Origin of the sequence: Streptomyces flaveolus, from assembly GCF_014648815.1 — a bacterium.
GTDB lineage: Bacteria > Actinomycetota > Actinomycetes > Streptomycetales > Streptomycetaceae > Streptomyces > Streptomyces flaveolus.
On sequence record NZ_BMRV01000024.1, the window covers coordinates 31,000 to 44,539 of the forward strand.

Consider the following 13,540-nt stretch of genomic DNA (forward strand, 5'->3'; position numbering starts at 1 on the left):
CCACGCGGCGGGTATTCGAGGGGGAGTGGTTCTGTTCGGCATGGTCTTCCGGTGAAGAGCCGACGATCAGGGAGATCGTCGTGAGCTCGAACATGCTAGCGGCAAGCTGTGGGCGTCCTGTCGAGGGGAGCGCCGGTGCGCGCGGCGCTCGCCGGTGAGGGGCAGCGTGCACTCCCGGACGATCTTCGGGCTGCCGTCGGAGGACCGGCCGTCGATCGCGCCGAAGCGGACGGCACCGGCGTCGGCGTGGACGATGTCGATGCCGCCGAACGCGTCGACGGCCTCCTCGGTCCAGGCCCGTACGGAGTCCTCGTCGGTGACGTCGAGGAGGCTCGGGCTGAGGGCGGTACCGCCCTCGCGGGCGATGAGCCGCTGGGTCTCGACGGCCTCCTCGTGCGGCAGGTCGCCGCCGACGACCAGCGCGCCCTCGGCGGCGAAGCGCAGGGCCGCCGCTCGGCCCTGGCCGCGGGCGGTGCCGGAGATCAGGGCCACCTTGCCCTCAGCCGCCTCATCCGCCGGCCCTCGTCCCGAGCAGGGCGTCGGAGACGGACTTGACACCGCCGTGCGCGGTGAGGCCGCCGTCGACGGGGATCTCCGCCCCGGTGATGAAGGACGAGTCGTCCGACAGCAGGAACACGACCAGCGGGGCGACCTCGTCGACGGTGCCGGTACGGCCGAGCGGGGTCTCCCGGACGTTGGCCTCACGGAACGCGGGCGCGGCCGAGGCGGTCATCGCGGTCTCGATGTAGCCCGGGTGGACGGTGTTCACGCGGATGCCACGCGGCCCGAGTTCGAGGGCGGCGGTCCTGGACAGGCCCCGCAGCCCCCACTTGCTCGCCGTGTAGGCCACCGGGTAGTGGGCCGTGAGCGCGGCGGAGGAGCCGACGTTGACGATCGAGGAGCCCGGCGGCATCAGCGGGCTCAGGTGCTGGATGCCGAGGAGCGGACCGGTGACGTTCACCGAGTGCACCCGCTCGAAGTCCGCCGCCCGCACGTCGCCGATCCGCGCCCGCCAGGTGACGCCCGCGTTGTTCACCAGGCCGTGGACCTCGCCGTACGCCTCCCTCAGCTCGGCGGCCAGCGCGGCCCACTCGGCCTCGCTGCCGACGTCGAGGCGGCGGCAGTCCCCCTCGGGCGTCACATCGGTGGCGATGACCTGGGCGCCCTCGCGGGTGAGGGCCTCGGCCTCGGCGGCGCCCTGGCCCCGGGCCGCGCCCGTGACGACCACCACCTTGCCGAGCAGCCTCTTGGGGTGCAGGTCCGGGTGCAGGTCCCTCACGGCCGCTCCCGGGTCCGGCGCCGGCCGGCCGGAAGCGGTAGGGGCGCCGCACCGGCCACGACGGTGTTGGTCACCGTGCCGATCCCCTCGACGGTGAGGCCGACGGTGTCGCCCGGCTTCAGCGGCGGCGGGGTCTGCTCACCGCGCAGGCCCCACAGTTCTGCCAGGCAGCCGCCGTTGCCGCAGGTGCCCGAGCCGAGCACGTCGCCCGGCACGACGCGGGTGCCGCGGGAGGCGTAGGCGGTCATCTCCTCGAAGGTCCAGCTCATGTGGGACAGCAGGTCCTCGCCGACCTTCTCGCCGTTGATCTCCGCGGTCAGGGACAGGCGCAGGAAGCCGTCGGCGTCCCGGTACGGCTCCAGTTCGTCGGCCGTGACCAGGTACGGGCCGAGGGTGGTGGCGGTGTCCTTGCCCTTGCACGGGCCGAGGCCGACCTTCATCTCCGCCGACTGGAGGTCCCGGGCGGACCAGTCGTTGAACACGGTGTAGCCGACGATGTGGTCGCGGGCCTGCCCGGGGGTGAGGTCACGGCCCTCGCGGCCGATGACGGCGCCCACTTCGAGCTCGAAGTCCAGCACGGCCGATCCGGGCGGCATCGGGATGTCGTCGTGGGGGCCGTAGATCGCGTGCGGGTTGGTGAAGTAGAAGGTCGGCGCCGCGTACCACTGCTCGGGCACGCCGGCCACGCCGTCGACGGATCGGCGAACGCCTTCGACGTGTTCCTCGAAGGTGACGAAGTCCCGTACGGACGCCGGCTGGAGCGGCGGCAGCAGCCGCACCTGGGAGACGTGCGGGCCCGGCGGGACGTCGAGCGCCTGCCGGCCGGCGGCGAGCAGACCGGGCAGGCCGTCCGTCTCGCCGAGCAGCGTGGACAGCGAGGAGACGCCCGGCAGCGGGAAGAGCGTGCCGTCCTCCTCCACGACGGCCACCCGGCGGCGGTGGCGTTGTTCGTAAGCGGCGAAACGCATGGTGTCGCTCCTGGCGGAGAGGAAAGGGGCGGAGAGTAAGGGGCGGGGAGCGAACCGGGGACGCGACGGCGGGAGTCAGGGCGTGGACACCACCGTCGCGTCCCCGGGGGCGCGGGATCAGACCGGCGGGGCCACGAACACACCGCGGTCGGGGTCGTTGAAGGACTCCTTCGCGACCAGCTCGTTCATGGGGTTGGCGGTGCCCCACTGGTCGGTGACCTCGGGCTGGGAGAAGTCGTAGACGTGGGGGTGCCAGGTGTCCTCGTCCAGGCACTCCAGCTCGGTGGTGTACTCGACGGTGTTGCCGTGCGGGTCGAGGAAGTACGTGAACGTGTTGTCCCCGGCCATGTGCCGGCCCGGACCCCAGATCTTCTTGAAGCCCGCCCGCATGACCCGGCCCGAGCCGCGCATGTACTCGTCGATGCCGCGCATCTCGAAGGAGACGTGGTGCAGGGCGGTGTGCGGGCCCTGGGCGATGGCCATCGAGTGGTGCTGGTTGCTGATCCGCATGAAGTGCATGACCTCGCCCATGTGCGGCGAGCTGAGCGTGTCCGAGAGCGCGAAGCCGAGGTGGCGCTCGTACCACGCGCGGGTGCGGTTCAGGTCCGGGGAGTTGAGCACGACGTGGGAGAGCTTGACCGGGATGGACTCCTTCTCCTCGATCCTGCGGTGCTGCCTGACCTCGACGTCGGCCGAGACCTCGATGGTGCGGCCGTCGACGTCGAAGAACCGGAAGCCGTAGCCGCCGCCGGGGGTGTCGACCGTGCCCGGCCGGGAGATCAGCTGGACGCCGCCGGCCAGCAGTCGCTCGGCGAGGGTGTCCACGTCGGCGGCGGACGCGGCACCGTAGGAGACCAGGTCGAGACGTTTCTCGTCGGCCTTGCGCAGCCGGACGACGTACTGCTCCGGGGAGCCCTCGGCGGCCAGGAAGGAGATGCCGGAGTCCTCGGCGACCTTGGTCAGGCCCCAGACACCGGAGTAGAAGTCGAGCTGCTTGTCGTAGTCGGGCACGGCGAGGTCGACGTGCCGCAGGTGGGTGAGCAGGCGTGCGCTCATGGGTGGTCCTCCTCAGGCGAGGGCGAGATGGAGCAGGGCGGCGGCGTTCCGGCCGCGGACGGCGTCGAGGTCGGCCCCGGACAGGCGCGCGGCGCGCAGGGCGCCGACCGGGTCCTCGGTGCCCATGTCGAAGGGGAAGTCGGACCCGAGGAGCACCCGGTCCGCCCCGGCGACCCGGACCAGCTCCCGCAGCACGTGCGGGTCGTGGACGAGGGAGTCGAAGTACAGCCGCTTGAGGTAGCTGCTGGGCAGGTGCGCGCAGCCGGCGCCCGCGTCCGGACGGGCCGACCAGGCGTGGTCGGAGCGGCCGATGTGCGTGGGCAGGTAACCGCCGCCGTGCGCCGCGACCAGCTTCAGCCCGGGGTGCCGGTCGAGCACCCCGGAGAAGATCAGGTGCGAGAGCGCGACGGCGTTCTCCGTGGGCTGGCCGACGGTGTTGGACAGGTACCACTGGTCCAGGCGCTCGTCGAGCGTGCAGCCGAAGGGGTGCAGGAAGACGATCGCGCCCGTCTCCTCGGCCCGTGCCCAGAAGGGCTCGTAGGCCGGGTCGGAGAGTTCCCGGCCCGGGGCGTGGCTGGAGATCTCCACTCCGGACAGGCCCTGCTCCAGGGCGTGCCCGAGGGCGTCCACGGCCGGGCCGGGGTGCTGCAGGGGCACCAGCCCGAGCCCGCGCAGCCGGTCCGGGGCGGCCGAACAGTGCGCCGCCGTCGCCTCGTTGGCCAGGCTGTACACCTTCTCGGCCGTCTCCTCGTCGGCCCAGTAGTGGTAGTGCGAGGGGGAGGGGCTGACCAGCTGCACGTCGACGCCCTGCGCGTCCATCGCGGCCAGGCGCACGGCGGGGTCGGTCAGCCTGGGGACGCGTTCGCGGACCATGGGGCCGCTGACGGCGAGGGCGGCGGGGCCGTTGCGCCGGGCGTCCAGCTCCCGCGCCTCGGCGTGGCCGGGCAGGCCCGCCACGAGCGCGTCGACCTCGGGCAGCAGGACGTGGGCGTGCACGTCCACGGTCGGGACGGTACTAGAGGTCACGGCAGCTCCCGGAGCATCGTCATGGTGCGGCCCATCAGCCCGGGCACGTCGGCGTCGCGCACTCCGTCCAGCTGCCACCGGCCGATCTGCACCGACGCCTCGACGACGGGCCGGACACGTGTGACGCGCCGCTCGTAGTACGCCTGGAACAGCGCGTCGTCCCAGGTCTCGGTGGCGGTCAGCATCTGCGCGAGCACCCAGGCGTCCTCCAGGGACAGGGCGGCGCCCTGGGCCAGGGTGGGCGGGCAGCAGTGGGCGGCGTCGCCGACGAGGACGACCCGGCCGCGGTGCCAGGAGCCCTCCACCAGCATCCGGTCGAACCAGGTGTAGTTGACCTTCGCGGGATCGGTGATGTGCGCGGTGATCTCCGGCCAGTGGCCGCCGTAGGCGGAGGCCAGGCGCCGCATCTCGTCGGCGTACGACCCGGCGGGTATCGAGGCGCGGTCCCGGTTGGCCTCGACGACGTACGCGTACAGGGTCGTCTCGCTGGTCGGGCAGTAGCCGGCGATGTAGGCCGGGCCGCCGTAGGCGAGGTCGGTGCGGGTCACGCCGGCCGGGCGCGGGGCCGCGATGCGCCAGATGGCCATGCCGGTCGGTTCGGGCTTCGCCGTGATGCCGATCGCGGCGCGGGTGCGGGAGCCGAGGCCGTCGGCGGCGACCACGAGATCGTAGCGGCGCTCGGTGCCGTCGCTGAGGCGTACGGAGACACCGTCGGCGTCCTGGTCCAGGATCTCGGCGGTGGTGCCGAGGCGGACGGTGGCGCCGCTCGCCCGTACGGCCTCGATCAGGATCCGCTGGAGCCGGGGGCGCTGCATGCCGACGGTGGCGGGCAGGTCGTCGCCGCCGGTGCGCAGGTCGTCCTGGACGTGCAGGACCGTGCCGTCGGGGGCGGTGATGCCGACCGAGCCGAAGCCGAAGCCGGACGCCTCCACCTGCTCCCAGACACCGAGTTCGCGCAGCACGCGCAGGGCGTTGCCCTGGAGGGTGATGCCGGAGCCGGCGGTGGCGTTCCAGTCGTCCTTGGCCTCGATCAGGTCCACGGCGAGACCGGCGCGGCGCAGCAGAATCGTCACGGCGTTGCCGGCCGCGCCGCCGCCGACGACGAGGACCGTGCGGGGCTGGGTCATGAAGAACTCCTTCGTTCCTCGGTCTACTTGACCGCGATCGGGTTGACGGGTGAGCCGACCGCGCCGGTGATGGGCAGGGGCGCCGCGGTGAGCCAGAACGCGTACTCCCCGTCGGCCGCGCAGTCCTCGGCGAGGGCGTCCAGGTCCCACATCTCGCCGATCAGCAGCCCGATGTGCGGGATGGCGACCTGGTGCAGCGGCTGGAAGGCGTGCTCGAACTCGTTCGGGCGGACCTCGAAGCCCCAGGTGTCGGTGGCGATCGCGGCGATCTCGGTGCCGTGCAGCCAGCCGGCCGTGGTGAACGACAGGCCGGGCGCGGGGCCGCCCGCGTAGTCGCCCCAGCCGTCGCGGCGCACCCGGGACAGCTGCCCGGTGCGCACGAGCACGATGTCGCCGCGCCCCACGGTCACGCCCTGGGCCTCCGCGGTGGCGGTGAGGTGCTCCTCGGTGATGGCGAAGCCGTCGGGCAGTTCGCCGTTCTGACCGACCGCGCGGCCGACGTCCAGCAGCACACCGCGTCCGGCGACGTGCGGGGCCATGTGCTCGATGCCGGTGACCAGGTCGCCGTCGGAGGTGACGACCTTCTCCGCCGGGCGCCCGTTCCACGCCCTGCCGTGGTCGAAGATGTGGCCGAGCCCGTCCCACTGGGTGGAGCACTGCAACGGCATGGCGATGACGTCGTCGGCGCCGCCGATGCCGTGCGGGAAGCCCTGGTTGCCGAGCGCGGCGTCGGTCCCGGTGTCGAGCATGGTGTGCACCGGGTTGGTGCGCCGGCGCCAGCCCTTCTGCGGGCCGTTCATGTCGAACCGCTGGGAGAGGGAGAAGCTGACACCCCGCCGGACGAGCGTGGCGGCCTCACGACGCCCCGCCTCGTCGAGGAAGTTGAGCGTGCCGAGGACGTCGTCCTCGCCCCAGCGGCCCCAGTTGGAGTACGCCTTCGTGGCGCGCGCTATCGAGCCCTCGGGGTCGGTGCGGTCCAGTGTCACCGGGCGGCCTCCGCCACACAGCGGGTGCGCTGGACACCGAGTCCGGTGACCGAGCCCTCCATGACGTCGCCGTCGCGCAGCAGCCGGCCCCAGTGCATGCCGTTGCCGGCCGGGGAGCCGGTGAGCACCAGGTCGCCGGGCAGCAGCCGGGCGGTCTGCGACGCGTAGGACACCATCCGCGCCACGTCGAAGATCATGTCCTTGGTCGACTCGTCCTGCATGGTCTCGCCGTTCAGCTTCAGCGTCAGCCGCAGGTCGCCGGTGTCAGCGACCGATCCGGCGGGCACGATCCAGGGACCGAGCGGCGTGAAGCCGGGGGCGTTCTTGCTGCGCAGCCAGTCGGTGCCGATCTGCGGCATGTCCCGGCGGAAGACCGTGGCACGGTCGGTCAGGTCATTGGCGATCGTGTAACCGGCGACATGGCCGAGGGCTTCCTCGACGGACACCCGGTGGGCGGGCCGGCCGATGACCGCCGCCAGCTCCAGTTCCCAGTCGGGCTTCTCGGCCCACGCCGGGAGTACGACGTCGTCGTAGGGGCCGGTGATCGCGCTCGGCAGGCCGATGAAGACGTAGGGCAGGTCCTCGGCCGCCCGCCGGTCCATGATCTCGGCCGCCTCGGCGCGCCGCTCCTCCTCCGGCCGCTCGTCACCCGGGGCCCGGTGCGCGACGTGCAGGTCGATCACGTGCTGCCGGTAGTTGGCCCCCGACTGGAAGACCTGCCGCGGCTCCACCGGCGCGTGCACGCGGAGGTCCGCCAGCGGCACGCGGGAGAGGCCGCCGTCGGCGGCGAGCGTCCGCAGCCGCGGCAGGGCCGTCTCCCAGTTCTCCAACAGGTGCCGGACGGTGAGCCGTTCGTCGCCGAAGGCGGCGCGCAGGTCGAGGACCTCGGAGCCGGGAGTGACGAGGGCGGGAAAGGCCGGCCCGTCCGGGGCCGAGAGGGTGGCGAGGGCGAAAGGACCGGCGAAGAGCGCGGACACGGGTTCGGGTTTCACGGACATGTCCTCCTGATGACGATGGGACTAATCTGGACCCGCCACCCGTGATCAGGGAAATCGATTCCGTGGATGATGAACATCCACCGTGTCAATGAGCGCTGGTCGGGGCCGTACAGCAAGAGGAAGACCCGTGAATCTGAGCCGTCTGGACCTGAACCTCGTCGTCGCCCTGCGCGCTCTGCTGGAGGAACGCAACGTCACGCGCGCAGGTCAGCGCGTCGGCCTCAGCCAGCCCGCGATGAGCGCGGCCCTGGCCCGGCTGCGCCGCCACTTCGACGACGACCTGCTCGCCCGCGTCGGCGGGCACTACGAGCTCACCGCCCTCGGACAGGTCCTGCTCGACCGCACCTCCACCGCGTACGCCGTGCTCGAACGCCTCTTCGCCAGCCAGGCCGACTTCGACCCGGCCAGGGAGAGCCGCGAGTTCAAGCTGGTCGCGTCCGACTACGCCGTCGCCGTCTTCGGCACCGAACTCGCCCGGGTCGTGCACGAGGAGGCCCCCGGCATCCGGCTGCGCTTCGCCCAGACCCCGCCCACCGTGGTCGACGACACCGCCACGCTGCTGAGCGCCACCGACGGACTGCTCATGCCGCACGGCGTCATCAGCGACTTCCCGGCCACCGACCTCTACCAGGACCGCTGGGTGTTCCTCGTCGCCGACGACCACCCGAGCGTCGAGGAGCGTCTCACCCGGCAGGACCTGGCCCGGCTGCCCTGGGTCACCTACCAGCGGACCTACGACGCCCCGGCCGTGCGCCAGCTCGGCATGCTCGGCGTCGAACCCCGGGTGGAGGTCTCCGTCGACAGCTTCCAGCTGCTGCCGCTGCTGGTGGCCGGCACCCGGCGCATCGCCCTGGTGCAGGCACGCCTCGCACGCCTGCTCGCGCCGATCGCCGCCGTCCGGGTGCTGGAACCGCCGTACGAGGCCGTGCCGTTGCAGGAGGCGATGTGGTGGCACCCGGTGCACACCCACGACGCGGCCCACATCTGGCTGCGGGATACCGCCGCGCGCGTCGGCAGGCGCATGACCGTCGCACACGAGGCGGGCGGCCGGCCCTGAACGGGAGGCATCCACGCGACGGATCGGCCGGCCGGGCCGCCGGAGATCAGTCAGCCACCGGGGCGGATGAGGAGCAGGGCGATGTCGTCGCCCGGGGTGGGCGAGTGCCGGATCAGGGTGTCCGCCATGGCGTCGAGGTCGGTCGGGTCCGCGTGTTCGAGGAGCCCGGCGAGGGCGGCGGTCGCGTCGTCGAAGTCCACACCGGGAGCCTCGACGAGCCCGTCGGTGTAGAGGGCGAGCACGGACCCGTGCGGCAGTGGTACGTCCAGGGCCGGGTAGACGGCGTCCGGCTCGATGCCCAGCAGCAGGCCGGGGGGCACCCGGAGGAGTTCGGTGCGCCCGTCGGCATGGCGCAGCAGCGGCGGCGGGTGGCCGGCGGTGGCCACGCACGCGCGGCGGCCGGCCAGGTCGAGGTGGACGTAGACGCAGCTGGTGAACAGGCCGGGGTCGAGGTCGGTGAGCAGGCGGTTGGTGCGCGCCAGGACGTCGGCGGGGGACGCTCCCACGGTGGCGTGGGCGTGCACGGCGGTGCGGACCTGCCCCATGAGGGCCGCGGCGTCCACGTTGTGTCCCTGGACGTCGCCGATGGCGGCGCCGGCCGTGTGCGCGTCCAGGCGGATGAGGTCGTAGAAGTCGCCGCCGATGCCCAGGCCCCGGGCGGCCGGCAGATAGCGGGCGGCGATCCTCAGCCCGGGGACCTGCGGCAGCGTGTGCGGCAGGAGGGCGGACTGCAGCCGGTGGGCGAGGTGGTCCTTGGCGTCGTAGAGACGGGCCCGGTCCAGGGCCTGCCCGACCAGACCGGCCAGCGAGGTGAGCACGGCGCGCTCGCCGGGCGGGAAGGTCCGGGGACGGTCGTAGGCGAGGAGGACCGAGCCGATGGGGTGGCCGGACGCGATCAGAGGCAGGAACGCCCACGACGCCATGCCGTCCTCGTGCACGGTGGAGGGATAGGCCCGCTCGAGGTCGGCGAAGGTCGGGAAGAAGCTCGGCACGCCGGTGGTCAGGACCTCGCTGCCGGGGATCTGCGAGTTCAGCGGGACGGCGTCGAAACGGCCGACGACCTCGGCGGAGTAGCCCCGGTGACCCAGGATCTTCAGACGGCCGTCCTCGGCCGTCATCAGCGCCATCGCCTGCGCGCCCAGAGCGGGCAGCAGCTGGTCCGCGGTCTGCTCGACCACGTCCTGGACGCCGACGGCCTCGGTGAGGGTGGAGGCCAGGTGCATCAGGTGGTAGAGCACGGTGGCCCGGCTGGGACCGGCGGTCGGGACGGACGGGTACGCGGGCGCGTCCTCCGCGGGGTCGCTGCGCGTGATGCGCACGCTGACGCCGGACGAGTCCGGGTACAGCTCGAAGGACAGCCACACGTCCGGCGGACGCAGCACCGTGAAGGCCTGTGGCCGCCGGCTGACCACGGCGGCGCGGTAGCGGTCCTCGACCTGGGGGACGTCCATCCACGGCAGCGATTCCCAGGGCAGCGTGCCGAGCAGCTCGGCCGCCTCGCGCCCGACGAGGCCGGCGGCGGCCGGGGTCATGAAGGTGATGCGGCCGTTCGTGTCCAGCGCGCAGGACCCCCCGGGCAGACGGTCGACGAACGCCGAGACGGCCGTCGCCTCGTCGGGCGGGACGAGGCGGCCGGCCGGCGGCGGCAGCGTCCGCGGCCGGTCGGCGGGCAGCACCGGTTCGCCGCGGTCCACCGCTCGTTGCAGGAGGCCGCCCAGCCTGCGGCAGCCGCTCTCCAGCGCGTCGCGCTCACTCCGGCTCAGCCGGTCCGGACGGCCCGCGGGCCACATCAGCACCAGCCCGCCCCGGAGCGCGGTGTCCGAGACGACCGGGGCGGCCGCCAGCGCGAACTCGTAGGGCAGGACGAGCGCGGGCCGCGGGTACCGGCGTGCCATCTCCTCCTGACCACCGACCCACACCAGGCGCCGCTCGCGCACGGCGTCCGCGACCGGCATGGGGTCGGTGAGCGCGACACGCCGCCAGGGAGCCGCGATCTCCTGCGGCACCCCCGCCACCCGGACCAGCCACAACGCGTCACCGCCCGGCGGTATCACGTACAGCAGCCCGCCGAACGCCCCGCACTCCCGCACCACGGCGGCCATCTCGGCGTCCATCAGCCGCCCGCCCCGGCCCGCGGCCGGGCCGGCCCCGCCGCACCGGTCCGAGGCCGTCGCCTCCGGGTCCCCGGACCGCTCACCCCGGCCCGTCGGCCGGACCGAACATCACCCATACGCGGACACTACGCCCTGCCCGCCGCCCCGGCATCCGGTCGCCGGAGCGGGCCCGGGCAGGTGAGTGGCGGCACCGGGGTCTGCCCGTTCGTGGCATCGGGTTCATGATCGGGTGGGACGGCGTCGTCGTCCCCGACGCCCCGGACCCAGGAGGAGCCATGCCGGTCAGCGCAGTCCCCGACATGATGCGGGCCGCCTGCATCGACGCCGTCGGCCCGGCCGACGCCATCCGGTACGGGACGCTCCCCGTGCCGCCCGTCGGACCCACGGACGTGCTCGTCCGCGTAGAGGCCGTGGCCGTCGACCCGGTGGACACCTTCGTACGGTCCGGGGCCTACGCCACCCCGCTCCCGTTCCCCTTCGTCGTCGGGCGTGACCTCGTCGGCGAGGTCGCCCGGACAGGGACCGGCGCGGTGGGCTTCACGCCCGGGCAGCGGGTGTGGTGCAACAGCCTGGGACACGCCGGCCGGCAGGGAGCCTGTGCCGAGTACGCGACGGTCGCCGCCGAACGGCTCTACGCGGCGCCGCCCGGCATCGCCGGGGAGCACCTCGTCGCGGCCGCCCATCCGGCGGCGTCGGCCTGGCTCGCGCTGTTCCGGCATGGGCGGCTGAGGTCCGGCGAGACCGTGTACGTCGGCGGCGGGGCCGGCAACGTGGGCGGCGCCGCCGTCGCACTGGCCGCCCGGGCCGGCGCCCGGGTGATCGCGACGGCGCGTGCCGAGGACGCCGCGGCGGTCCGCGCCCTGGGCGCCACCGAGGTCCTCGACTACCGGGCACCCGGACTCGGCGAGCACCTGCGCCGGGCCGCGCCCCGCGGGTACGACCTGCACCTCGACACCTCCGGGCACGGTGTGCTGGCCGACTCGGTCGACCTGCTGGCGCACGGCGGGCGCCTGGTCGCCATGGTGGGACTGGGCGGTGGTCCCTCGGCTCTGCCGCTGGGCCGCCTGTACACCAAGGACGCGAGCATCGTGGGATTCGCCATCAGCAACGCCACGACCGCCGACCTCGCCGAGGCGGCCGAGGGGGTAGTGAGCGTCCTGCGCGACACCCCGTGGCGCCCGCGCATCGCCGACCGCCTGCCGCTGTCGATGACGGCGGAGGCGCACCGGAGGCTGGAGGCCGGCACGGTGAGCGGCCGGCTGATCCTCGTACCGGCCGGCCGGGAGAACGCGTGAGGCCGGCGGTCCGTCCCGGCGGCCCGCGAGGTGCCTGCTGCCGGGCGCACAGGCCCCCACGACACAGGTGGGGCGGGCGGCACCCCGGTGCCGCCCGCCCCTGCCCCCGCCCGACGCCGTCGGACCGGGCCGGGCCGGCGGCCCGTCACGCGGAGGCGACGACCGAGTCGTCCGTCGGGCGGGCACCCGGGAGCTGGTGGCGGGCGGCCACCAGGGCGGACTCGATGTCCCGGGTCCCGGTGGCGACGCACAGGGTGTAGGAGACGTCCTCCAGCCGCTGACGGGCCTCGGGCGTGCCGTGCTCGGCGTGCAGGGCCTGCAGGGAGGCGTACTGCTCGAGCAGGTCGGTCAGAACGGCGGGGTGGGCCATGAGCATCGGACTACTCCCTTGTGCGAGGGTCGGACGGGCTGGTCGGACGTCGGTCGACACCGGGCAGGGAGGGGGTCTTCCGCCGACGCGACGGTGCCGTGCGCGGTCGCTCCTGCTGATCATCGCGTCTGCTTCCTCCCGCCTCGACCGGGTCGAACAGTCGCGGAAGGGCTCCGGAAGGCGCTTCGGAGAGCGACCGATGGCCGCCGCCGCGACGGGCCTGTGATCCCAAGCACCTGGCACGCCGAATGCCCCGCGGCACGGGGCTCAAACCGTCACCGCCGAAAGCGGTCCGCCGGTCTCACTTCCCGAGCGGCTGGGTGAAGCGCAGCAGGTTGCCGGTGGGGTCGCGGAACGCGCAGTCGCGGACGCCGTAGGGCTGGTCCATGGGTTCCTGCAGCACCTCGCCGCCCGCGGCACTGATGCGCTCGAAGGTGGCGTCGCAGTCGTCCGTGGCGAAGATGACGCCGCGCAGCAGGCCCTTGGCCATCAGCTCGGCCATGGCCTGCTTGTCCGCCGGCGAGACATTGGGGTCGGCGGCGGGCGGTTCCAGGACGATGTTCACGTCCGGCTGCGTGGGCGACCCGACGGTCACCCAGCGCATTCCCTCGAAGCCGACGTCGTCGCGGACCTCGAGGCCGAGCACGTCGCGGTAGAAGGCGATCGCCCTGTCGTGGTCGTCGACGGCGATGAAGCACTGGGAGAGCTTGATGTCCATACCGCTCACGCTACGGCCGTGCCGCGGGACCCGCTTCTCTCTTTCTGACCGGCCGGGTGTGGATCTTGGCCATACAGGCGGGGACGGCGGCGCCGGGGCCGTGGTCCCGGGTCCGGTAGACGCTCGGGCTCTCGCCGACCAGCTCCGTGAAACGCGAGCTGAACGATCCCAGCGACGTACAGCCGACCTCGAAGCAGACCTCCGTCACCGTCAGGTCGCCGCGCCGCAGCAGCGCCTTGGCCCGCTCGATGCGGCGGGTCATCAGATAGCTGTAGGGCGTCTCGCCGAACGCGGCGCGGAAGCTGCGGGAGAAGTGCCCCGGCGACATCAGGGCGTCACGCGCGAGGGCCGGGACGTCCAGCGGTTCGGCGTAGTCGCGGTCCATCCGGTCGCGGGCCCGCCGCAGCCGGACGAGGTCGTCGAGTGGCGGCCGTCCCATGCGGCGAGTTTCCCACAGCCCCGACGGGCCGAGCCACCTCCGAGCCGTCGAAGCACCGGCCGGCGGCCGGCCGGACCGGTCAGGAATGGAGAAGCACCCGTCTGTCG

The 13,540-nt window shown here is 73.4% G+C and carries 14 protein-coding genes; 2 read left to right on the plus strand and 12 right to left on the minus strand.

Going from position 1 to position 13,540, the window contains the following annotated elements; all coding sequences use genetic code 11:
* Window positions 1-66: 66 nt before the first annotated feature.
* From IEZ05_RS34515 to IEZ05_RS34550, 8 genes are all read right to left on the minus strand, one after another.
* Window positions 67-492 (minus strand): SDR family oxidoreductase, encoded by a 426-nt coding sequence (locus IEZ05_RS34515; protein WP_229869988.1) that lies wholly within the window; start codon window positions 490-492, stop codon window positions 67-69.
* Between the two features lie 16 nt (window positions 493-508).
* The gene (locus tag IEZ05_RS34520; protein ID WP_229869989.1) at window positions 509-1,279 is read right to left on the minus strand and encodes an SDR family NAD(P)-dependent oxidoreductase; all 771 of its coding nucleotides are present in this window, start codon (window positions 1,277-1,279) and stop codon (window positions 509-511) included.
* Complete coding sequence (locus IEZ05_RS34525) at window positions 1,276-2,247, minus strand: fumarylacetoacetate hydrolase family protein (RefSeq protein ID WP_189234264.1); 972 nt, start codon at window positions 2,245-2,247, stop codon at window positions 1,276-1,278. The genes IEZ05_RS34520 and IEZ05_RS34525 overlap by 4 nt, the downstream gene beginning before the upstream one ends.
* 117 nt (window positions 2,248-2,364) lie before the next feature.
* Window positions 2,365-3,303 (minus strand): VOC family protein, encoded by a 939-nt coding sequence (locus IEZ05_RS34530; protein ID WP_189234265.1) that lies wholly within the window; start codon window positions 3,301-3,303, stop codon window positions 2,365-2,367.
* A 12-nt stretch (window positions 3,304-3,315) separates the two neighbouring features.
* Window positions 3,316-4,329 (minus strand): amidohydrolase family protein, encoded by a 1,014-nt coding sequence (locus IEZ05_RS34535; RefSeq protein ID WP_189234266.1) that lies wholly within the window; start codon window positions 4,327-4,329, stop codon window positions 3,316-3,318.
* A complete protein-coding gene (locus IEZ05_RS34540; RefSeq protein ID WP_189234267.1) occupies window positions 4,326-5,456 on the minus strand; it encodes an FAD-dependent oxidoreductase in 1,131 nt (376 codons plus the stop codon). The genes IEZ05_RS34535 and IEZ05_RS34540 overlap by 4 nt, the downstream gene beginning before the upstream one ends.
* A 23-nt stretch (window positions 5,457-5,479) precedes the next feature.
* Window positions 5,480-6,442, minus strand: coding sequence for a cyclase family protein (locus IEZ05_RS34545; RefSeq protein WP_189234268.1), 963 nt, complete (start codon window positions 6,440-6,442; stop codon window positions 5,480-5,482).
* Entirely contained in the window at window positions 6,439-7,440 is a 1,002-nt protein-coding gene (locus tag IEZ05_RS34550) for a fumarylacetoacetate hydrolase family protein (protein WP_189234269.1), read from the minus strand. Before IEZ05_RS34550 ends, IEZ05_RS34545 begins: the two co-directional genes overlap by 4 nt.
* A gap of 127 nt (window positions 7,441-7,567) precedes the next feature.
* Here IEZ05_RS34550 and IEZ05_RS34555 point away from each other — a divergent pair, with 127 nt between their 5' ends.
* Complete coding sequence (locus IEZ05_RS34555; protein ID WP_189234270.1) at window positions 7,568-8,497, plus strand: LysR family transcriptional regulator; 930 nt, start codon at window positions 7,568-7,570, stop codon at window positions 8,495-8,497.
* 50 nt (window positions 8,498-8,547) lie between these two features.
* Here IEZ05_RS34555 and IEZ05_RS34560 read toward each other — a convergent pair whose 3' ends face one another.
* The gene (locus IEZ05_RS34560) at window positions 8,548-10,611 is read right to left on the minus strand and encodes a SpoIIE family protein phosphatase (protein WP_189234271.1); all 2,064 of its coding nucleotides are present in this window, start codon (window positions 10,609-10,611) and stop codon (window positions 8,548-8,550) included.
* Between the two features lie 302 nt (window positions 10,612-10,913).
* Here IEZ05_RS34560 and IEZ05_RS34565 point away from each other — a divergent pair, with 302 nt between their 5' ends.
* Window positions 10,914-11,906, plus strand: coding sequence for an NADPH:quinone reductase (locus IEZ05_RS34565; protein ID WP_189234315.1), 993 nt, complete (start codon window positions 10,914-10,916; stop codon window positions 11,904-11,906).
* A 145-nt stretch (window positions 11,907-12,051) separates the two neighbouring features.
* On the opposite strand, the gene IEZ05_RS34570 is transcribed toward IEZ05_RS34565, so the two are convergent.
* From IEZ05_RS34570 to IEZ05_RS34580, 3 genes are all read right to left on the minus strand, one after another.
* Window positions 12,052-12,282: a DUF5133 domain-containing protein gene (locus IEZ05_RS34570; RefSeq protein ID WP_189234272.1), complete on the minus strand. Its 231-nt coding sequence runs from the start codon at window positions 12,280-12,282 to the stop codon at window positions 12,052-12,054.
* Window positions 12,283-12,577: 295 nt separating this feature from the next.
* Window positions 12,578-12,994: a VOC family protein gene (locus IEZ05_RS34575; RefSeq protein ID WP_189234273.1), complete on the minus strand. Its 417-nt coding sequence runs from the start codon at window positions 12,992-12,994 to the stop codon at window positions 12,578-12,580.
* Window positions 12,995-13,004: 10 nt separating this feature from the next.
* Window positions 13,005-13,433 (minus strand): helix-turn-helix transcriptional regulator, encoded by a 429-nt coding sequence (locus IEZ05_RS34580; RefSeq protein WP_189234274.1) that lies wholly within the window; start codon window positions 13,431-13,433, stop codon window positions 13,005-13,007.
* Window positions 13,434-13,540: the final 107 nt, after the last annotated feature.